A 21,015-nucleotide genomic window follows, 5' to 3' on the forward strand; every position below is an offset into this window, starting at 1 on the left:
TGCGCCTCCTTATTACCACAGACTCGTTTGTCCCAGTTGTCTAGCTATCCGATTAACAAGAACAAGTAAGATTAAATTTATTACTGATTTAAACAATCCAATCGCAGATGAATAGGAATAGTTGATGGCTGTAGATGCCAAGCCGACTTTGTACACAAACGTATCAATGACCTCTGATGAGCTCATATTCAACGGATTCTGCAGCAGCAATACTTTCTCAAAGCCGATATCCAACACATGACCAGTGTTCATAATTAGCAGAATTACGGCAACCGGTAGAATACCCGGTATGTCGACATGCCACATGCGCTGCACTTTATTGGCGCCATCTACAACTGCTGCCTCATGAAGTGAAGGATCGACAGCTGCAAGCGCTGCCAAATAGATAATGCAGGAAAAGCCAACGTTTTGCCAAATACCCGACCAGACAAAAACGTGCGAGAACCATTCAGGTATTCCCATAAAATTGATGGCGGGTAGTCCGAAATACTTCATGATCGTTTGAACGAGACCCACGCGAGGATCCATCATTTGCAGAATGATACCTACCATGACGACGACCGAAATAAAATGCGGTGCATACGTGACCATTTGTACGGTTTTCTTAAAGTAACGCGAATTTACGTAATTCAATGAAAGCGCGAGAATGATGGGAAAAGGAAAGCCTGCAAGTAAACTATAGAGGCTGAGCACAATCGTGTTTTTCATAATTCGAACGAATTCATACGAATGAAAAAAACGATCAAAATGCTTCAATCCAACCCAGTCACTGCCCCATACTCCTTTTGTCGGGATATAATTTTTGAACGCAATCAACGCCCCATACATCGGTACGTATTTAAAGATGAGCAAATAAATAATCGGCAGCAGCATAAGCAGGTAGAGCTGCCAATGATTCGATGCGTTTTTCTTCAATCGGAACAAGTAATTTTCCTTTTTACTAACGGTTGTAGACAAAGTGCCATTCTTGCTAGCCGAAATTTCCATAAATCCCTCCCCATTTCGATGACCATGACTCGTTATGTTTGATGTACTTCTGTATGTAGCATACAAAATGATGGGTAGCCGAGCATTGTGTTCATTTACACCGCTATGACTTTTTTTGCACTGGACGATGGCATACGAATCGTAACTTTCGTGCCCCTTCCAAGTTCGCTTTGGACAGAAAGCCCATATTGCTGGCCGTAGACCATTTGAATCCTGTTATGTACATTGAGGAGCCCAATGCTGCCCTCAAATGTTGGTTGCGAATCCACGAGTCTCTCCTGTCGGCTGTTCTGCAGTCGTGTGTTTAATTGCAGTAGCGATTCCACTTCTATTCCACAGCCATTATCTTGTACAACAACATAGAAATCAGCATCATCTTTCCAGGCGTCAATAATAATGGTGTGTGTATCCTCGATGCCATAAGGAAACGCATGTTTAAATACATTCTCAACCAAGGGTTGCAGCGTCAAACGAACCATGCTGTCCAACAAATAGTCCGTAGAGATCCGAACATCAATCTCAAATTCACGCTGATTGCGATATTTCATAATCGACATGAAATAAAGAATGTGTTTAAGCTCATTCGCTACCGTAATTTCTTCCAAATCTGTGCGAATGGAGTAGCGCAGCATATAGGACAAAGAACGAACGATATCTTTGATCTCGCTAGATTTTTGAATGACAGCATAACAAATAATTATTTCTAACGTGTTATATAGAAAGTGCGGGTTAATTTGTAATTGCAGTGATTGAAATTCAGCCTGCTGCCGTTTCATTAAATTGTCCTGATTGCGCAGCTCGGTCTCGTAAACACGCTCAACTAGCTCTTCCAGTCGAGAGACCATCGTATTGTAGCTGATAATCAGCTGATCCATCTCATCAAGGCTTCCCGTAAGCGGAACGCGGGTCCATAAACCTTTTGCCGTCTGACGCATCCCATTCTCAAGTAGTCGAACAGGACGAACGATCGCTTGACCGAATCGATAAGCTAACAAGGTTGCCAGTATCAAAGTAACGATACCAACAATTAGCGTCGTTTGTCGCAAGTCTGAGATCGGCTGACGCTGTTCAGAAACGGACATGCTGGCAACCAATGTCCATCCGGAATAGTCTGATTTTCGACTAAAGAAGACTCGCCCCGGTTCTCCGGGCAACTCAAATATTTGATCTGTTTTGGCCTCAACCGTATTGTAAAAATTACCATTTAGCTGTTTCCCGATACGACCTGGATCTGGATGATAGAGTATTTTCCCGCGATCGTTGACGATAAAGAAATACCCGGATTCTCCGAGTTTTATGCCCTTCCATAGCGTGTTTAATTCCCCAATTTTGAGTTCCAAGCCCATTATGCCTTTGAATACGGTCGAAGAGGTGCGATCCGCTAATTTACGAATGAGCGTAAGATGACCATCCAGAAATCCGGAATCTTGTATCATCAGCTTACCGTTGATCCTATCGTCTTCCTTCATCTGTTCCACATATTCTTCAAAGCCTTTGTAATTAAAAGGGACAATGTGGACATTGAAATCCGTTGCCTGAAAACCGTTATACCCGACGATGTAGGTCATCGATATTTCCGGGTTGTTAATGAGAACAGGTTGAAATACTCCTTTCATGGCCACTTCGGATGAATAAAACCCAGATGTTGAATGATAAGGTAGATCCAGTGCTTCTTTTACCACAGGTGATATCAGAATAGAAAGCGTTGCTCTCTCATAACTTTTCAGAAATAAATCAGTTTCATGTAACACATTATCCACGATTTGAGTTAGCAGCCCTTCGTACTGATTCTCCAATTCGTTGGACGATCGCCAATAGCTAGTGACCCCCAGTGTCACCAAGGCTAACGTGATAATAATGATGAAGGAAATATACACTTTGCGTACCAATCTGCTGTTCATTACTTGATCCCAAGCACACCGCGATATTCCGTGGGGGAATAGCCGGTTGCCTTCTTAAATACTCTGGAAAAATGGGGATAGCTTTCATAACCAACCTCGGCTACAATATCGATGATTTTGAAGTGCGGTACGGCAAGCAGCTGCTTCGCTTTATCAATTCGTTTACGCATCCGATGTTGTACAAAAGTCTCGTTCGTATGTTTCTTAAAATAATGACTGAAATAGGTTGGCGTTAGGCCTAGTTTCCCTGCAACCTTGTCCAGTGAAAGTTCTTCATCAAAAAGATGCTCATCAATGTATTGAACAGCCGCCTCCAAAACGTCGATTCTTTCATGATTACGGTATTCGCTCAGCCGCCCAATCCAGCTTCTAATTTCGATCTGAAAGCATTCATAGGTCATTATGTTGAGAGCATTCTCTTCTAAAAGCGGTTTTGCCTCTATCCGGTAAGCTCCTCTAGCATTCAATTTCTTATGCAGCAGCCTGACAGCGTCGGATACACGCAGATGTTGTTGATGCTCCGTTTTCACATCGAACAACTTCCTCTTTCCCTCCTCAAGCAGCTCCTCCACGTGATCCCTATCCATGAGCCAAACGGCTTCCTCCAATTGATCGATCCACTGTTCAAAATGCGTGTAGGAAATCAGAGTTGCTTCCTGCATGGCAAGCATTTTATCCAATACAGGGAACAGTTCAATCTCTGTAATAGGTTTTAATAAATATTCTTGCACGCCATATGACATGCACTTCTGAGCATATACAAAATCGCCATAACCGGAGAGCACAACGACTTTGGTAAATAGTTTTAATTGTTGAATATTTCGGCATAGCTCTAATCCGTCCATCCGAGGCATTCGAATATCCGTCAATACAATGTCTGGAGGGTTTGCCATAATGTGCGACAAAGCGGAGGCACCATCCGTAAACGTATCGATCTCACTAAACCGTTGATATTCACCGATGAGTGTTTTGAGGCCAATTCCGATAATAGGTTCATCGTCTACAATACAGATTCTAGTCATTCGGTTGCCCCCTGTTTCATAATGAAATCCTGTAATCGCCTCTGCAAGAGCTCCATACCTTTATTATGTTACGATTTGCTTTTAGCTGAATACCCATCAAAACCTGAACAACGTCATCAAAATCGCAACTATGAACCCTTAATTATCGAAATGTGTATGCAAAATAAAGAGAGACCACACGGTAAGGCTTACCGAGCAGTCTATTGATGCAATGTCATTATTGAATTGGCAGCCCATAAAGACGCCAAGGTTTGTTTCCTCCAAAGTAGCCGCACATATGACGCTCTGCTGGTACAGGTTCGACTTCCCAAGAACCCGCATCGGCAAAGTCTGCACGATAGAGCACAGCTTCTTCACCTTGCGGCAAATCAAGCTCATACACACCACCGCCTATTGAATGATGCTGTACGGTCGAACTTGCTGACAAACGAACGTCTCCCGTCATGTCTGTTTTCAAGCGGCATGGTTGTCCGGCTAAGCTTTTGACCCTGATCCACACGGTTGCTCCTTCGGATCGATTCGCGCTGACCATAAATACCCCTTCAGCTCGTAAATCATGAAATGCGACTTCCCTCCACTTAGATGGAACAGCCGGGAATACGCGAATCTCTTCTCCCCAGCTTTGTAGCAGCATATCGTGTATGGCCTCAGCACCAGCGAGCGGTGATTCGATGACTGGACCAGCTTCCCTATACATGGTATTCGGCTTCAGAAGATGCATCAGCGTTTTCAAATACTTGAGCGACTCGTCACCCTCACCTAATGCGGCAGCAATTGAAGAAGCCCCTGTAAAAGTAAAACCACGCAAGTCTCCCTCACGCGAAAACCAATGTCGAAGCGAACGCATGATGAGCTCTCTTTCCTCCTTTGTGTCCCCAGTCATCAAATGAAGCGGGAACACAGCCATTAAATGGCTGAAATGCCGATGTCCAAACTCCAATGGCTGGTCCGCGCCGATCATAAAGCCAGTTTCATCAACGGGCAGCGGCACTAATTGCTCCAAGGTAGCCTCCCATTGAGCTTTTTGCGGGTCATCCCTGTCAAGAATACGGCCAATACGCAGCAAAGTTTGGCAACCCCAGCGCAGCAAAGCCAAATCGTAGTGAGTATCTGGCACGGTCAACTGTAAGAAAGATCCATATTCAGGTGAGATCATCGGAGGAAGGTGCAATTTCCCGTCTTCCCCCTCTTCGAGCAGATGCAAATAGTATTGTACGCTTCGCTTCAGCAGCGGAAATAATAGTTCCTCCAGCATTGAGCGGTCCATCGAATGTCGATAATGCCGCCATAGATTATGGCAAACCCAAGTTAAGTTTCCGACCTCGGTGCCTACACTTCCGGCTAAATCGTAGCTCATGCTACGACCCAATCCTGCTGAGTCTTCCCGATATTGATCTGGTACGTTACGAATCAACTGCGCCATATTGTCTCGGAATGCTCGAACAAGTGACTCGCCTAGCTCTAAGCGTCCTGATGTATACACAGGTGAGTAGCTCATCTGTACATTCATGTTGAACCACACCCCCGCCCATGGTGTAGTTGTGAGCCAAGGTCCTTGATTATCCATGATCATTCCATCGGAGCGGGTTGCAGATGCGAGTTTGTACATTTGAATCCAATAAAAGCTTTCCAACATCGTATCCGGGATGGATACAAAGCTTTGCTGATAGTAATTATGCCACCAACTTCGGTGCGACTCCTGCCAAGACTCCCGTGGCTGATTGACCGCGTATCTAACATTGGTTTCAATCCTTTGTTTCACCAGCTCATGACAACCATTGCCAATTGATAACCATAATTGATGTAGGTTTTCGCCTTTTTCTGGCCGTTTTTCCATCCATGCCGTAGTACATCCTCCTGAATAGTTAAACGTTTGGACAGCAACATGTAAGCCATCCTCTTTTACTTCACGTACGACTTCCGCTTTTGGGATATATTGATTTAGGTTAAAGTTGTCCGCATTTTTCAATACATGATCCACTTCACTAAAAGCGTACCACGACATACGAGCCTCTCTTTCGCCTTCGCTCGTTTCCAGCTCTACAGACAGTACCTGATCTTGGCTGTGTACAAATGCGCGCACCTTCAAGGTGCCAACTGTCGTTGTTATCTCGGCCCGCATCTCAGCATTCCACAAATCAAGTCGTATGCTCGATGGTTGATAATACCATCCGACTAGCTCCAGATGCAGCTCCCCTACTGGCACGCGTGGTGGAAAACCGCCTCCAGGTTTTTGCGCCGTAACGTCCGTACACCCAAGTACAAAGCGCAGTACATTACGTTTATCACGATGCTCTTCACTATATATCATGGCTCCGATAAACCCGTTGCCAATAAAAACTCCCTCATTCCACGAATTCGGTTTTACTGACCAAGTCATATCATGTCTCGCCATAAAGGATGGCCAGTCCACCTTCGTCTTAATCATCCATATCACAACCTTTCTTACTGTTAAGTACTTACTTGGTATGTTTGAACATTCCGCGGTCAATGTAAATATACGTTTGTACAGCTTAGCTATCATTGTGTTTATTTATTGCGATATGATTTTTTTTGCTTTTCAAAGTACAAAAAAACCTTCCTTCCGCATTTGCAGAAAGAAGGTTCATCTCTTATCAAACATATAAGTTTGACTATCGTTCGGACAATTTCAACTTTTCTAAATAGGTCAAATAATATAATACGCCTGCTCGATCTACACTGGAAAATTGGCGGGGATCTTCGTTCATTAGTCGTCTTAATTCGTCAACGGCGATCCATCTAGGGTTCTTTGTATCATCTCCAGATTGTAATAATTCACCTTGTACTCGACAACGAAAGTACGCTCCGACGGAGTCAAAAGGGCCATTAATTGTCTGATACATGCTAAACGGCTTCATACATTCCACTTCAAAACTAGGATCGATACCTACAGTATCCATTCTTGTATCCTCACCTTCAATTTCGACAACATCAAGTCCCGTCTCTTCCTTCACTTCTCTAATAAGTGCTGTTACGAAGGATTCGAAAGGTTCTAGTCGCCCACCAGGCAACTCAAGCAATTGAGATTCACCAGCTTTGTTTCGTGTTTGAATGACGATTTCCATGGTTCCATTCACATGTCTTTCAATGATTGCACGCGAATTAACGAAAAACATACGTATTCACAGCACCCTTCTTTATGCTCTTTGTGGTATATTATACCTGTTTCGGGAAGTCTACAAGATAGAATACTGGGATAGCCTCAAATATAGTAAGTATTTCATTAGTTAACATCACTTCGCTTACTTTTGTTGAGTTACATTAAAATATATAGTATAATAATCGTATCTTGAAGGGAGCGATCACTATGTCTAATCTTACAACTTCTTCTATTGAAATTGGTATAAGTACTTTTCTCGAAGCTGCTCCGAGAGCAAATGGCACCACACACGCTGAACGTCTCCGCCAAGCAGTTGAGGAAATTAATCTGGCTGATCAAGTCGGTTTAGATGTCTATGCGATCGGCGAACATCATCGAGCAGATTACGCGAGCTCAGCACCTGCTGTCATTCTAGCTGCAGCCGCTGCCACGACCAAACGAATCCGGCTCTCTAGTGCCGTGACCGTGTTGTCATCCGATGATCCGGTTCGTGTCTATCAAGCTTTCTCCACACTGGATGGCATATCCAACGGAAGAGCGGAAATTATGGCTGGAAGAGGATCTTTTATTGAATCCTTCCCCTTATTCGGACATGATTTAAACGACTATGATGCACTATTCGAGGAAAATCTCGAACTTTTGCTGAAGATTCGTGAATCCGAGAAAGTAACTTGGAGAGGCGGTCATCGAGCAGCTATCAACAATCTGGGTGTTTATCCGCGATCTGTACAAGAGCCACTACCCGTATGGATCGGAACTGGCGGTAATCCAGAGTCCGCAGTTCGTGCCGGTATGCTAGGTTTGCCAGTCGTATTTGCGATCATTGGTGGTATGCCGGAGAGGTTTGCTCCGCTAGTCAATCTCTACAAGGAAGCAGCCGCGAAAGCAGGACACGACGTTAGCAAGCTTCAAATTGCTACGCATTCGCATGGCTTCATCTCAGATACGGTTGAGAAGGCAGCGGACATGTTCTACCCTTCGACGGCAGCTCAAATGAATACGATTGGTCGTGAACGCGGCTGGGCACCATACACGCGCGAATCTTTCGATGCTGCGCGCAGCCTTCGTGGAGCGCTGTATGTCGGTGATCCCGAGTATGTAGCGGAGAAAATCGTCCTGCTCCGCAAGAACCTAGGGTTAACACGGTTCCTCTTACATGTAGATATCAGTACGCTGCCACATCAAGATTTGCTCCGTACGATCGAGCTTCTCGGCACAAAGGTCGCTCCACTCGTTCGTAAAGAACTTGCTCGCTTGGAAGCGTAATGGTCATTTAGGTATAATAAAAGAGTCCGAAATCAGGTGAAAAACCTGGGTTCGGACTCTTTTTTTCTTCCTATCCCGACGACATTTACAAATCTAATATCCGCGGATTACGTCCACCGATTGACTTATTTCTTGCCCACGATCTACCCCTTCAAGTACAGAGAGCAAACCTTCAATCGCCTCTTCCACACCGGTAACAGCAGAAATATGCGGCGTAATGACCACGTTCGAATGTGCCCATAAAGGTGATTCTACTGGCAGGGGTTCCACCCTAAACACATCAAGAACAGCTCTGCGCACATGACCTTGTTCAATTGCCTCGAGCAATGCATTGTCATCCACCGATGCTCCTCTTCCTACGTTGATAAAGCCTGCGCTATGCATAAAGGAAAACAATCGGCTATCGAATAAACGTTCGGTTGCAGGTGTTAAGGGGAGCGTATTTATTACCCAGTCGGCTTGAGGTAATACAGCTTGTACATCAGAAACAGGTACAACCCTTGTAAAATGACTGTTCGCAGTGCCTCTGCGAGATATACCGAATACGTTCACCCCGAACGTTTGAAGCATCCTAGCCACTTCTTCGCCTATCGTTCCGGTACCAAAAATGACAATGTTCAGCTCCTGCAAAAGTTTCTGCTTTGAAGGCATCCATACTTTCTGTACCTGAGTATGCTGAAAATGTCCATGTCGATGTATATCAGCGAGTATATAACTTAAGCAATATTCCCCTATTTTCTGTCCAAAACTACCTACCGTACGAGTTAATACAACATCCTTTTTCCATTCGCGGTTAAACAGAAAGGCATCTACACCAGCACCGAGCGCATGCACCCACTGCAAATTACCGAAATGAAACGACTCCGTCGGTTTAAAAGCCACAAAACCGTCCGCCCACTCAAAGTGATTTGGACGAACTTCCGCTTCCGGAAGAAACAGATACTCCCTCTTCGTGTCCAGTGAGGCAAGCTTTTCTAGTTCTTTATACATACGACCGGTTACGATCACTTTTTTGATATCCATCTGACATATCCTCCTGATGAATCGTACAACGATATGATTAATATAAATTCTGTATTTGCAAGCAATTAGCTTGAAAGTAATCCCATTCGTTCAAGGATGTGAAGCTTGTTAGCTGGAACATTTTTAGCCAGATCTCCACTTGCAACATCCATGGCCTCTTCATCCGCAAATATTACAAATGATTCCGAGATAGGAATCATGTTCTCCCAATTGATAAGGTTAAGTTCCATTGCAACTTCCTGCCAAAGTGCTTTACTCTCGCCCCACCATGTGTAGTTACTTAGTACTGGATGTTGAGGTTCTTGAGACCAATCTGAATGAATTTGCCAATACTGCATTAACAATGTGAATTGATTTTTTAATTGTTCATTGGATAGACATTCTTGATATTGAACGGGATGTTCACCAGTGCTCCATAATGTCCAGGTATCTTCACCAGCTAGTAATTGTTTATCTCGGATACTCTGCAAGCCCGGGTGAAAAATAGGGTCAATCGGGCCATGTGGCTCGTCATGGAGATATATCCCGATAAAACAAACGGAGTCGTTTCGAAGCTTTTCACCTATTTTTTTAATCGTATGTATGGATTCAGCTATTAGCCCGTTCACGATTTCAGCACGAAGCTCAATGATCTGTTCACTGCTTATATTATTGTATATTACGGCTCCGTTTTCCTTAATCAGCGAAAGATTTCCTAACGGGTCATATTCCAATTGAAACTCTCGGTTACGGACTGTTTTTCCTGCATACCAATACTCAGTTCGCTTTATTTTTACAAGCATTCTGTTCTCATAAGCGTACTCTTCTTCAAAATGCCATTCTTGGCCAGGATTCATCCCATTACGGACAATAAACTCCACATACATTACAGGTAGACCATCAACAATTCGTATTTCTTCTATGGAGTCCACTTTACCATTCCAGTAGCGTCGATTAATTACATGGTTTTCCGTTTGTTCTAAGCACTCCTCTTGACTAGCTGAAATGAAGCAAATGTTGTTGTTTTCATCAAAAGCGTAAGCTATGCCTGCTCCTATTTCCATGAGTGGTGCTCGCGGTTCCAAGTTTCTTTCGAACCAATAAGGAGTGGAATCATAGCGTTTCCAATCGGTATATTCCCAACGGTGTGTTTTTGCTTTAGCTTTCTCAATGTAAGAAATTTGATTTGATTCTGCATCCTTACAAAGTGAAAAATAGTAATCCTTATTTATCATGCGGTATCACTCCATTTTCAATTTCTGTTAATTTCACCCGCATATATACATGCCTGTTCAATAAAAGCATCCACTAAATAATGCGGTGTTTCAAAGGTTGAACTTAGCTGTGGTACAAATAGTGTTCCAATAAAAAATGGATGCTCAGGTATTTCTATGATTCGGGGTTCACCCAGTTGATCTGTCCCGACAATTTTTAGTCCTGATTGTTCAATTTGATTTTGATAGTTGGCGTTAAGCCCATAGTTACATCGAAAGTGTTCTATAGTCTTCGGTGTTTGATAAATTCTATATGCCTTTGAAGATGGGCTAATCTGAACTTCGCTTTGCTGGCCCACAAGTGAACAAGCTAGCCTACTGATAAGTAATTTAGATGCATCTGGTGATTGCTCCTCGTGTGCTGCATCTTCAATCGATAAAATGCTCCTCGCATACTCAAGGATCATATGTTGGAATCCTCCGCATGTTCCTAGCAGTGGCACATGTTGTTCGCGTGCATAAGTGATCATTGCCAAGACACCTGTGATTAATTCTGGGCTACCCGGAGCAATCCAATAACCATCGTAATTTGAAGTAATTACACTGAAATGTTCAGGTATAGACTGGGTAGGAATCCATTGATAATCGACCTGTATACCTGATTTCGCTGAGGAATGACGCATCGCATCATTTGTTGCTTTTTGTGATGGATATTCAGGTCTGTAATCACCAATTATTCCGATTTTCAAGATAACTCTCCCCCTCTGAATATAACACAGATATGACTACCCTTAAAATCGAGAAATAGACAACCACTGGCTGCCTATTCGAATACCTCATGATCACTTTTTTACTTGTAAATCATGTAGAAAGTCTATCATTTGTTTTTTGTGATGTTCGTCATGCTCAATAAATTCATGAATGATGTAAAGAAGGGAGTAAGGTTGACCTGTATGAGGGCAATGTGTGACACCGTTTGCGGTTGTTTCAAACAATAAGTCTTCCCATGTCATATTTCTTAGAAGATCAATCAGTTTCTTTCTGTCATCTGAGAATTCTTGTAGTAAGTCATTTTTGGATACACCTGAATTTGCGTGTTCATAGGCTTTGCTATTGTAGACGTTGAAATCGGGAAATTCAATCCCGCCGCCTTGCATAATGGAAGGAATGACGACATCAATAAGATGAAGATCCCAGTTTCTTAGATGTGCAATTATTTCAGCGATGGAAGCTTTTCCATCTTGAATGGGACGATGCCAATCATGATCACTTAATGGCTGTAAGGTACTTTGTGTCCAATGGTTAAATTGTTCATAATCACTGATTGTGTTGTGTATATTCATACGTCATCTCCATCCTCATGATGAATACATCATAGCACAATTCGAATGATGAGAACATATGTTTCATCCATAAATTAGGCTAAATTACCACAGCGCATCCCTCGACAGGTTCACATATTCCAGTTGTTTCATTTCCAAAAGAAAGTCAGGTTTATGATCGATCATACTCATACTGATGTTCAAAAGTCGCAAGTTTTGAAGCTTCTCTAACTCGCGCGGTAACTCATGGATCGCCGAATATTGGATCGTAAGAAACGCCAGATTCTCTACTTCACCAATCTCAGGTGGGATACGATTTAGGCTGATTTCTTCCTTTGGCTTAAACACCAAATCAGGAGTCGGCCGATCCGAACTCGCACATATGATGCTAAGCTCCCTCAAGTTTTTCAGTTTGGCTATGGATGCTGGAATACATGCTAAATCGGCGGTCATGATTTTCAAACTTTCAAGCTTGCTTAACTCAAATAACGCTTCAGGAAGTTGATACAAATCCTGTTCAAATATTTCTAGTTCGCGCAACTCCGTAAGTTCACGAATCCTCTCTGTCAGTTCAGTCAACCCATGTCTACTCAGATACAGCCAATCCGTTTGATGTTTGATTGCATCATCTAGCAGACTATCCAGATCACTGTGAGACGCTAGTTGCAAAAAGAGCCCCGTTATTTGTTCCATTAATGCAATAGCTTCTTCCTCCGTTACATCCATACCATACCAGCGTTCATGTACAACGGAGTATAGATAATCGCCGCCACTAGCTTTCACGAAACACAAATCTTCTGGCAGTGAAGGATAGATCCAATCAGACAAGCTGTTTGCCATTTGCTTCAGTAAGTTCCCGCTCTCTTCACAGGATCTATATAAGTAATAGGTTCCCGCTGTATAGAAAGCACGGCAGTCATAAGTAGTTCTCATCCTTTTGATTTCTTCGATATCTCCTTGGAGTACGATTGTCTTCAGCAGGAAAGGCTCCAATGACTCCAATACATGAGCATAATTTCCCTTTCCCTCGGCAGCTGCCAATTTCTCCCCAAGCACAAAATATGCCGAATTTCGTATCGCCAAATCGATTACTTGCTTGTAAGCTTCCCCTTTGGGGTCTGTATACATTCTTTTCATAGAAGTCTCCATTTCTACTCGATGTACAGTTAATCACTACTGTTTACTGTCTTTTTCTTTAAATAACTCAATAACAATAGCCCTTTAACAAAACAAACCATACTGATTAACCACATCATGCCAATCCCCGCAATTGATAAAGAATTAGTTAACGAGCTTGAATAAGCCCTATTTTCCAATATTCTTATCCAACTGAATGCTGCAAACGTAAACAATAGCAAGTGACTTAAAAACAACCCATAACCCTGTTTCTTAAAAGAACGCATCAAACTTATCACCAGGACGCAAACAGGAATGATAACAACTAACAAACCTATTTTGAGATATACAAGGACCTCTTCTTCCATGAGCATACAAACCATCACTCCTTCATCCTTAAATAACAAATTATCCCAAACGTGTAGACGCTGCAAAACCATGAATAGTTGCGTATCTCATCCTCTCCATAAGAAAAAGTGGTAGCTGCCCTTAGCTACCACTCCTCTAAGTATTTAACTTACTCTTTAACGAAGGGGATTTTCTTTTGGATCTGGGTACGTTCCTCTCACCGAATTCGCAATGTCCACCAAAACTTGCTCTGTTATTTTCGCTTTCACACGGTAGCCGACAATTAGTGCATATTGATAGTTATTCTTTTCAAACGTAAGCATGTAAAATCGGCCAGATGACACCTTTCCGTATTGTGCTTTAGTTCCATCACGGAGTTCGTAGGTACCAAGTAAATCACTCTTATTCTGGAATAAGTTACCTCGATATTCGGAAGGTCTTATCCGTATCATGTAATGATAGACAGTATCACGTTCGTTCAGATATTCTATTTCAAGTTCATCATTCGCGGGACTGCCAAATGTGGTCGAACATCTCCCAAGTTGATGCGTAAATACAACTGGAGGCACCGCAATCGGCAATTTGATGTCACGCGAGAAATACTTCTCACATGCCGCCACTGCATCATCAACCGTTGTATACCCCATCTTAAGATGCATCTCTTCAAAAGGCTCTTTCGCCTCCACATCACGTGGTGCATAACTAGTACAAACGATTAGTAATCCAAACAACACTAGTATTCTCCACATGGTGTATCACCTTCCATAATTTTGGATATAGGCTCTCCAAATTAGCAAGAAGAAATACACCAGATACACTTTTAAGGTAAGGAGGGTAACACGCTATGAAGTTATTTTTTAAGCCAAGTATTCTTATATAAGTCAGTAATCATGACTTCCACAATCCCCGCATCTTTAATAGGCTCACCTTTTGGTTCCGTGCTTAAGTAAATGTTAAATGAGAAACAATCGCCATCCTTAAAATTCAAACCACATTGACCTGACTCCGTTGCATGGTATGTTTTATCCTCGTACTTTACAGTCATTTTGGCAGACATGGAATAAGTAAAAGCATGATCATTTATAGTCTCATGGTGAATCCCAGAAATGAGAGAAGCACCTGATAACGAATACGTTCCAATTGATCGAAATCCAATGTCATATTCGCCAACACGTCTACTCTGAAGCCAAGATACGTATATCTGATGTTCGTCATCCTTATAGATCACTTTACCGATGTTGCTTTCAAGATCAGACAAATCCACTTGTAGAGCATACTTACCATCGATGACCTGACTATTTCTACTCGTAAATTCAGTTGTGTTGTTTGCAATAAATGCGATACCTTCAGTCCATAAACCCATTAATCCAGTTGACCATAGGACGACAATCGTAACAAAGGTAACCATAACAAGCGCGGTCATATAAATTAGTTTTTTTACACGCATATCTCCGCCCCTACCTCCTCGCTTTCCTACGTTCATGTATATGAGACTTCAGGTATGTTCATTTGTTATTGGATAGCTTTTTGTACACTCCGACTGGGCATCCGCATGGTCAAAGCGAACATTAACACACCAAGTCCTGCACAAGTCCACGCCATGCTATGCAGGTGCGAGGTCGTGATGTTTTTGCCGAATAATGCCGCAAGTAAACTTGAAGACAGAATGGTTCCGATAAACCGCGAAGTCATGAATAGTCCGGAAGCAATGCCTGTCTCTTCTTTCGTAACGAAATCGTAAAGTGCAGTCTGCATGGATAAATTGTTAAATCCGTTGGCAATTCCTAGCACGCAGAGGACAAGGAAAATGGTTACTGCACTTGCATTATCCTGTATGAGCATGAGCAGCAAGCTGCCCACAGCAACCAGAGCCGTTCCGGCAATCAGCGGCGGCCTGGATCCGCTAAGGTCAATCCAGCGACCGACTAGTGGGGTGACCAACACACTGAAACCGGCAATAGACAGCATGACTAGACCTGTCTTCTGCGGATCCATCCCTTGTACGCTCTGTAAATAAGACGGAATGCCAAACATGATGGAATAGAAGGCAATATTCGTCAAAATAAACTGCGCATAAATACGAGTCACGTTCATATTTTTACGTAAAAAAGCAACATTGATGAACGGCTTACTTTGCCCGAGCTCATATCGATATAACCAGAACGTCAATCCTACGCTGACTATCAGCTTCCACAGGCTTAGTCCGTCTGCTAGCGCTAGGAAAAACAGCAGCCACATGAATATGGCCGAAGAAAATAGTGCTACACCCCGCCAATCCATTTCAGCGGCGCTGCCAACCATTTTTGGATCTTTCGGGAACAGTTTCCAAGCGAGTACAAATGAAGCAATAATAAACGGAAAATTGCATAGGAAAATCAATGGCCAATCTCCGTAGTGTAATAACAAGCCACCGAGTGAGGGACCAAAAGCAGCTGAAGTGCTGGAAAATATGGATATGATGCCAAGAGCCTTCGCTTGATTCGAAGTGATTTGACTGCGGATCATCCCCATCCCGGATGGAAATAAGGCTGAGCTGCCCAAAGCCTGAATAATACGAAACCCTATCAGCCACCCGAAGGTTGGTGATAGCGGAGCTAGGCTCGATGACAATGTGACGAGCAGCAGCCCCAGGATAAACACTTTTTTGCGGCCAAATAAATCGCTCCACTTACCCATAAGCGGCTGTCCAATAGCGCTAATTAAGTAATAAGTTGAAATTAGCCACGATACATCAGCAAATGTGAGGTGGAAATCCTCCTGTAGCCGGGCTAAAGCGACCGAAATCATTGTCGTATTGAGCGGGTTAAGCAAAGTGCCAAGTGCTACGGCAGTAATAAGCAGCATTTCTTTTCGTTTGATCGCTGTCTGAATGATTGCCATGCTATCACCTCATTTTATTTTATTCCTGGATTAACTTGCATAAAAAACCGCGGCAGCTTAAAGACTAGCAAAAAAGTCCCAAGCTCACGCGGTTTTCTTAAATTAAGTAAAATAAATGAATCGCTCGCCAGCTGACATCATATGAAACTTTTGTGCTGGATAGTTGTGAAATAAGTAATCAACAAAGTAGGATGGGTTATCACGATTTTTCGAAAACATATCAAAATGGATAGGAATAAGTAAATCCGAACCGATTTCCACGCCGAAATCAGCCGCTTCACGGAAGTTCATGTTTCCAACAATACCTCTGGAAGTTCTGGCATAATCCCCTCCATTTATTGGCAATAACGTGACATGCGGTTGAAATTTCTTCGCTTGCTCGATCAATTCAGGCGTGACTACTGTATCACCCGTATGATAAATACGCACACCATTTATTTCGATAAAAAAGCCTAGATAATATTGATTGCCGTCTTGATCAGACTCATACGCCGTATGCGCTCCTGCCACAGGCGTAATAGTGATGCTTTGGTCAGAGATGACTTGTTCTTGTCTTGCTGGCAGAATACGACTTCGATCAATCTCAATGTCATGTAGTAGATAGGCATGAGAAGCAGGCGCAACAAATTTCGTTGCCGGATGTGCTTGAGCAACACCTTTAATAGTAGTCAAATCCATGTGGTCATTATGAAAATGTGTAAGCAATACCGAGTTAACATTCAACTCATTCGGAGAAAGCGGAGGAGGAATTTCACGCTTAAATTCTGTATCGGGATCCTCTGTTTCAATGGAATAGCTTAAATAGGGATCTACACAAATAAGTTCATCTGAACTGCTACCTTTTATCAGCACACCTGCCTGACCCAAACTCCATATAGCTACCCCACCTTCAGGGATTTGTGTTCTTTGAATATCTTTCAACAGCGATTCACCAGCGTTATAAATTGGTCTCATATGCTCTTTTCCCATTTGACTCCACTCCCATTATCATATGTATCATTCGTGTTGCATGTATGCATTAGTTTGCATTCTTAACTCCGTGACGAAGCAGCACTTCCTTAACTTCTTCGCTTCCCGCTAAAAGGTTTGGTAAGGGTGATCCTGCATCAATGAGTTGTTCAAGCACCGATGGATAATCCCCTGTTGAATCTCGCATGTGAACGGATCCCCACAAACAACTGCCCAAAGCATTTCCTCCGTAACCCTGAGTAAGTTGGACGGACGCTCCATGCTCAAGCAGCAACTGAACCACTTCTTTATTTCCACGGATTGCTGCGTTATGCAGCGCTGTACAATCTTTGTTACTACGCCGTGAATCGGCTGGAAATCCAGCTTCGAGCATCGTTCGAACAGCCTGATCTTCATTCTTCCAGGCTGCATCAGCAATCGAGCTTAGCTCATCCGTCGAAAGTGACTTTACCAAATTGGCATCCTTCGCAAGTTGCTCTTGCACAGCCGCTTGATTCCCTTGCAAACATGCCAGCAATAGACGCTGATTTGGCGGGCTATGCCTCGAAATCAGATCCACAACGTCGGGATGATTCCGGCGTGCCGCAACATGGAGCGGCCGCGCGTGAATGCCTATTTTATACTCATAAATATGCCCACCGTTCGAATCACCGGAAGTGAAAATCCCTCGTCCTACTTGCGTTTGAAGGCTCTCTGGGTCGTCACGAAGAAGGGATTGAATTAGCTCAATATCTCCGATTTGGATCGCCATAAAGATATCCACTGCCGCACCATGCGCAACGAGATACTTACATTTATCCGTATTGTCGATCGCCCATTGTATAGGCGTGCTGCCATGATCGATATCGCATATATGAATATCCGCTCCATGAGCAAGTAGTACATCCATAATTTCATGTTGAGTTGCAAAATGAAGCGGAACTTGTCCGTCCGGGCCTCGCTGATTGACCGCTAAGGGATCCTTCGCAATGATCTCTTTGACTGTGTCCAGCATGCCTAAAAGTGATGCCGCATGGATATCAACAGGGGCTCCACGTTCAATCAAATAGCGAGAAAGCTCAAGATGGTCATGATGCAAAACGCCGAACCCGCCTGCCCACCAACTGCTCTTTGCATGTAAATCAGCGCCAAATTCTAGCAATATATCTACGGCTTCTCGGTTCCCTTTTGCCGCTGCAGCGACGATCGCAGGTGTATCGAATGGAAACCAAGGTTCATTGATTTGATTTGTAACAAAAGGATGCTCCTGTAGGAGCCGTCTCAATTCAACGGAAGCGTTGTTAATAACCGTATGCTTGAATTGTTCAATGATATTTCGCTCGTTCACGAACGGAACCCTCCAATTCGATTAAAGGTCTTTTATTATCGCCATTATTTCACGAACACACTGTTCGATATCCTTATCAGCACAATCAATCGTTATGTCACTGTATTTCCTATATAGCGGAAGCCGTTCCACGTAAACGTCCTCCAGACTATTTCCTTTTTTAATTACAATGCCTCTGGTGGTTATGTTGGTTAATCGCTTGCTAATTTCTTCATAGGAGACATGTAAATATATGATCTGACCGCCTTGTTTGAGTGCATTCATCGCAATATCCGAATAAATGACACTTCCACCTGTAGCAATCACACAATTATCAAAGTGTAAGTTAGCAACAACCTTTTCTTCGACTTCCAGAAATTTTTCAGTGCCATCCACATCGAGGATATCTTGTAATAGTCTACCTTCCTGTTGTTGGATAACAATATCTGTATCTACATAACTCATACCCATTGCTTTTGCTAAAAGCACCCCTAATGTGCTTTTTCCAGCTCCTGACATCCCGATTAGCACGATATTCATATGCTGCCTCACCTTAGTTCTATTGAAATTGGTTTCGTTAACCTATTCGTCATTTTACATAAATATCCTTCACGGACCTGCCTGATCTATGCATGAACGCAGCGAAGCTGCCGATCATTGTCCGGCAGCTTCGCAATCTCATCCTAATCTTCTTTTGTATAAGATACGGTTCCAAATTCACCGCATATATCAAGAAATACCCCATTCATATCGAATATCTCTTTCTCTTCTTCTAAATAAGTAAGGACTTTTCTCCTTAAGGAAGTGTCAGGTTTGGCATCCTTCACCTCGGTTAATTCATTAAACACAAAATTCCATAAAAACCGCACAGAACCCGCTGTCGGATAGAGATAGAACTGCTCTTGGAACTTGACGATATTGCTTGTCTGCGGTAACATCTCCCGCAATTGAGGAGTAAAGAGCCAAGTATGGCATACCATCCCTTTGTATGAAACCTCTGGGAAATATTTTGCATAAAATTCCTTAGCTTGTATGTAGGTGTCTTTAATCTTTTCCATATCAAAAGCAGTATCTCTGGGGATGTGAATCTCAAGCATAGTATCATCCTTATCCAGCACTTTTGTCCATTCATTTTTGTGAAGTTTAACTGGGTTGTTGAGACCTTTCCCAATCGGCGTGATTGGATTTCCAATGAAGTATTCGTCCGTTTCCTCATAATCCGTCACAAAACCATCGGTCGTTTTCTCTTTATTACACACGCCTTGCATATCACCATTAGCCCTTAATTCCATCCCTTTACTGCTTAAGAGCATAAATCTTTCTTCCTTCTCATTGTAAAAGCCTTTAACAACCCCAGAAAACTTCGTCGCAATAAATTGCATACCTCCCACTCGAAACATTCGGGCTTCAAGATGTCGCCAAATCCAGCTGAAATTTCTAATGGCATAATATCCGACTAAATTATAAGCATTTTGCACCCATACACCGATATCTCGTAAGGTTTCTACAAATAGCTCCTCGCTCAATCCTCTTTCGGCGTACTTCTGCTCAGCTAGAGGCAATCTTTGCAAGGCTGCATGAAGATAAAACAACGAAGCCTCTTGTCCAAGAACTTCTTCCACGTAAGCATGAATCGCTAAAGGTTCCCATACCGTTGTCCAATAGCCACTTTCGATATTATTCTTATAAAAATCCATATAAATGTCCATCAGTTTGGAATCATGATTAATTTGATCCGTAATGACCATCAATATTTCGGTTGCGCCCTCGGGCATCAGAATTTTACGACAATAATGCTGTGTGACATCTTTTGATAATAATTGAAATTCCATGCTTAAACTCCCCTCGATCTTGCTTCACTAACATTCATTTGACTTTATTGTAACATGGGAGCATTCTTTTGTGTTTGACTCGCCGATTCTTCTTAATCGTTCAATCCTTTGCCACTAAGTATGTGTTCCATGTATTTTTCAACCCGTGACACGCGTGTTTTGGATTGTTTGGGTTCAGAGAAATGAAGGAGATATGCTCTTTGCCTGCCTGGTGTTAATGCCTCGAAAGCCGCTTTTAACGTAGGGTTTTCATCCAATTTAGCCTGAAATTCTTCAGCAACTTTGAATTCAGTTGGCTTTTTAAACTCTACTTCTAATCCGGCTTTTTCCACCTCTATCGCTTCATAAATGTAGGCTTTAATAATGGATTCCAAGGCAACAATTTCGCGTATATCCGTAAACCTAATTTGGCGAGCTGATTGAACATTCTCCGTTTGTTGGATGAGGATCCCATTGGCATCTTTCAGCAAGGCCCCTTTGTGAAACAGAAGTGCACAGTAATCTTTAAAACCATGTATCAATACGATGTTTTTGTCCTGAAACGTGTAACAGGGATGCATCCATTTAAAATCTTCGGTTAACTCACAGTCAAGAACAATACTTCTCAACTTCTCAAATTCTTCTTTCCACTTCTTTGCCTTATTTAAAAATCCATCAACCTTGCGGTTCATCGTACTATTTGACATAAACATAATCCTCCCAACTCATCGTCGATACGTCAAATCGTTT

At 42.8% G+C, this 21,015-nt stretch carries 20 protein-coding genes; 1 reads left to right on the forward strand and 19 read right to left on the reverse strand.

Annotated features, from left to right (window positions below; translation table 11 throughout):
* Window positions 1-12: 12 nt before the first annotated feature.
* The 5 genes from AC58QM_RS21240 to AC58QM_RS21260 all read right to left on the reverse strand — a co-directional run bounded on the left by AC58QM_RS21240 (window position 13) and on the right by AC58QM_RS21260 (window position 7,047).
* Complete coding sequence (locus tag AC58QM_RS21240; protein ID WP_497286851.1) at window positions 13-987, reverse strand: ABC transporter permease; 975 nt, start codon at window positions 985-987, stop codon at window positions 13-15.
* A 95-nt stretch (window positions 988-1,082) separates the two neighbouring features.
* A complete protein-coding gene (locus AC58QM_RS21245) occupies window positions 1,083-2,888 on the reverse strand; it encodes a sensor histidine kinase (protein WP_497286852.1) in 1,806 nt (601 codons plus the stop codon).
* The gene (locus AC58QM_RS21250) at window positions 2,888-3,910 is read right to left on the reverse strand and encodes a response regulator (RefSeq protein WP_497286853.1); all 1,023 of its coding nucleotides are present in this window, start codon (window positions 3,908-3,910) and stop codon (window positions 2,888-2,890) included. Before AC58QM_RS21250 ends, AC58QM_RS21245 begins: the two co-directional genes overlap by 1 nt.
* Window positions 3,911-4,127: 217 nt before the next feature.
* Entirely contained in the window at window positions 4,128-6,338 is a 2,211-nt protein-coding gene (locus AC58QM_RS21255) for a glycosyl hydrolase family 95 catalytic domain-containing protein (RefSeq protein WP_497286854.1), read from the reverse strand.
* A gap of 205 nt (window positions 6,339-6,543) precedes the next feature.
* Window positions 6,544-7,047 carry an NUDIX hydrolase gene (locus AC58QM_RS21260; RefSeq protein WP_497286855.1) on the reverse strand — a complete coding sequence of 168 codons (504 nt, stop codon included), beginning with the start codon at window positions 7,045-7,047 and terminating at the stop codon, window positions 6,544-6,546.
* A gap of 191 nt (window positions 7,048-7,238) precedes the next feature.
* On the opposite strand from AC58QM_RS21260, the gene AC58QM_RS21265 reads away from it, so the two are divergent.
* Window positions 7,239-8,297 (forward strand): LLM class flavin-dependent oxidoreductase, encoded by a 1,059-nt coding sequence (locus AC58QM_RS21265; protein WP_497286856.1) that lies wholly within the window; start codon window positions 7,239-7,241, stop codon window positions 8,295-8,297.
* A 93-nt stretch (window positions 8,298-8,390) separates the two neighbouring features.
* Here AC58QM_RS21265 and AC58QM_RS21270 read toward each other — a convergent pair whose 3' ends face one another.
* From AC58QM_RS21270 to AC58QM_RS21335, 14 genes are all read right to left on the reverse strand, one after another.
* The gene (locus AC58QM_RS21270) at window positions 8,391-9,320 is read right to left on the reverse strand and encodes a D-2-hydroxyacid dehydrogenase (RefSeq protein WP_497286857.1); all 930 of its coding nucleotides are present in this window, start codon (window positions 9,318-9,320) and stop codon (window positions 8,391-8,393) included.
* Window positions 9,321-9,385: 65 nt separating this feature from the next.
* Window positions 9,386-10,534, reverse strand: a complete 1,149-nt coding sequence (locus AC58QM_RS21275) for a hypothetical protein (protein WP_497286858.1) — start codon at window positions 10,532-10,534, stop codon at window positions 9,386-9,388.
* Window positions 10,535-10,551: 17 nt separating this feature from the next.
* Window positions 10,552-11,262 (reverse strand): CTP synthase C-terminal region-related (seleno)protein, encoded by a 711-nt coding sequence (locus tag AC58QM_RS21280; RefSeq protein ID WP_497286859.1) that lies wholly within the window; start codon window positions 11,260-11,262, stop codon window positions 10,552-10,554.
* 93 nt (window positions 11,263-11,355) lie between these two features.
* Entirely contained in the window at window positions 11,356-11,856 is a 501-nt protein-coding gene (locus AC58QM_RS21285) for a DinB family protein (protein ID WP_497286860.1), read from the reverse strand.
* Between the two features lie 84 nt (window positions 11,857-11,940).
* Window positions 11,941-12,972: a leucine-rich repeat domain-containing protein gene (locus AC58QM_RS21290; protein WP_497286861.1), complete on the reverse strand. Its 1,032-nt coding sequence runs from the start codon at window positions 12,970-12,972 to the stop codon at window positions 11,941-11,943.
* Between the two features lie 29 nt (window positions 12,973-13,001).
* A complete protein-coding gene (locus AC58QM_RS21295; protein WP_497286862.1) occupies window positions 13,002-13,325 on the reverse strand; it encodes a hypothetical protein in 324 nt (107 codons plus the stop codon).
* A 150-nt stretch (window positions 13,326-13,475) separates the two neighbouring features.
* The gene (locus AC58QM_RS21300) at window positions 13,476-14,048 is read right to left on the reverse strand and encodes a hypothetical protein (protein ID WP_497286863.1); all 573 of its coding nucleotides are present in this window, start codon (window positions 14,046-14,048) and stop codon (window positions 13,476-13,478) included.
* 101 nt (window positions 14,049-14,149) lie between these two features.
* Window positions 14,150-14,746, reverse strand: coding sequence for a hypothetical protein (locus AC58QM_RS21305; protein WP_497286864.1), 597 nt, complete (start codon window positions 14,744-14,746; stop codon window positions 14,150-14,152).
* Between the two features lie 65 nt (window positions 14,747-14,811).
* Window positions 14,812-16,179 carry an MFS transporter gene (locus tag AC58QM_RS21310; protein WP_497286865.1) on the reverse strand — a complete coding sequence of 456 codons (1,368 nt, stop codon included), beginning with the start codon at window positions 16,177-16,179 and terminating at the stop codon, window positions 14,812-14,814.
* A gap of 102 nt (window positions 16,180-16,281) precedes the next feature.
* The gene (locus tag AC58QM_RS21315; RefSeq protein ID WP_497286866.1) at window positions 16,282-17,148 is read right to left on the reverse strand and encodes an MBL fold metallo-hydrolase; all 867 of its coding nucleotides are present in this window, start codon (window positions 17,146-17,148) and stop codon (window positions 16,282-16,284) included.
* A gap of 49 nt (window positions 17,149-17,197) precedes the next feature.
* The gene (locus AC58QM_RS21320; protein WP_497286867.1) at window positions 17,198-18,475 is read right to left on the reverse strand and encodes an ankyrin repeat domain-containing protein; all 1,278 of its coding nucleotides are present in this window, start codon (window positions 18,473-18,475) and stop codon (window positions 17,198-17,200) included.
* A 21-nt stretch (window positions 18,476-18,496) separates the two neighbouring features.
* A complete protein-coding gene (locus AC58QM_RS21325; protein WP_497286868.1) occupies window positions 18,497-18,994 on the reverse strand; it encodes a shikimate kinase in 498 nt (165 codons plus the stop codon).
* Window positions 18,995-19,137: 143 nt separating this feature from the next.
* Window positions 19,138-20,286: an acyltransferase domain-containing protein gene (locus AC58QM_RS21330; RefSeq protein WP_497286869.1), complete on the reverse strand. Its 1,149-nt coding sequence runs from the start codon at window positions 20,284-20,286 to the stop codon at window positions 19,138-19,140.
* A 92-nt stretch (window positions 20,287-20,378) separates the two neighbouring features.
* Entirely contained in the window at window positions 20,379-20,972 is a 594-nt protein-coding gene (locus AC58QM_RS21335; protein WP_497286870.1) for a YdeI/OmpD-associated family protein, read from the reverse strand.
* Window positions 20,973-21,015: the final 43 nt, after the last annotated feature.

The organism is Paenibacillus sp. J22P165 (genome assembly GCF_059692015.1).

Coding starts and splice junctions, on each gene's coding strand:
- AC58QM_RS21240 (WP_497286851.1), bottom strand. CDS start 987: ATGGAAATTTCGGCTAGCAAGAATGGCACTTTGTCTACAACCGTTAGT.
- AC58QM_RS21245 (WP_497286852.1), bottom strand. CDS start 2,888: ATGAACAGCAGATTGGTACGCAAAGTGTATATTTCCTTCATCATTATT.
- AC58QM_RS21250 (WP_497286853.1), bottom strand. CDS start 3,910: ATGACTAGAATCTGTATTGTAGACGATGAACCTATTATCGGAATTGGC.
- AC58QM_RS21255 (WP_497286854.1), bottom strand. CDS start 6,338: ATGATTAAGACGAAGGTGGACTGGCCATCCTTTATGGCGAGACATGAT.
- AC58QM_RS21260 (WP_497286855.1), bottom strand. CDS start 7,047: ATGTTTTTCGTTAATTCGCGTGCAATCATTGAAAGACATGTGAATGGA.
- AC58QM_RS21265 (WP_497286856.1), top strand. CDS start 7,239: ATGTCTAATCTTACAACTTCTTCTATTGAAATTGGTATAAGTACTTTT.
- AC58QM_RS21270 (WP_497286857.1), bottom strand. CDS start 9,320: ATGGATATCAAAAAAGTGATCGTAACCGGTCGTATGTATAAAGAACTA.
- AC58QM_RS21275 (WP_497286858.1), bottom strand. CDS start 10,534: ATGATAAATAAGGATTACTATTTTTCACTTTGTAAGGATGCAGAATCA.
- AC58QM_RS21285 (WP_497286860.1), bottom strand. CDS start 11,856: ATGAATATACACAACACAATCAGTGATTATGAACAATTTAACCATTGG.
- AC58QM_RS21290 (WP_497286861.1), bottom strand. CDS start 12,972: ATGAAAAGAATGTATACAGACCCCAAAGGGGAAGCTTACAAGCAAGTA.
- AC58QM_RS21295 (WP_497286862.1), bottom strand. CDS start 13,325: ATGCTCATGGAAGAAGAGGTCCTTGTATATCTCAAAATAGGTTTGTTA.
- AC58QM_RS21300 (WP_497286863.1), bottom strand. CDS start 14,048: ATGTGGAGAATACTAGTGTTGTTTGGATTACTAATCGTTTGTACTAGT.
- AC58QM_RS21305 (WP_497286864.1), bottom strand. CDS start 14,746: ATGCGTGTAAAAAAACTAATTTATATGACCGCGCTTGTTATGGTTACC.
- AC58QM_RS21310 (WP_497286865.1), bottom strand. CDS start 16,179: ATGGCAATCATTCAGACAGCGATCAAACGAAAAGAAATGCTGCTTATT.
- AC58QM_RS21315 (WP_497286866.1), bottom strand. CDS start 17,148: ATGGGAAAAGAGCATATGAGACCAATTTATAACGCTGGTGAATCGCTG.
- AC58QM_RS21325 (WP_497286868.1), bottom strand. CDS start 18,994: ATGAATATCGTGCTAATCGGGATGTCAGGAGCTGGAAAAAGCACATTA.
- AC58QM_RS21330 (WP_497286869.1), bottom strand. CDS start 20,286: ATGGAATTTCAATTATTATCAAAAGATGTCACACAGCATTATTGTCGT.
- AC58QM_RS21335 (WP_497286870.1), bottom strand. CDS start 20,972: ATGTCAAATAGTACGATGAACCGCAAGGTTGATGGATTTTTAAATAAG.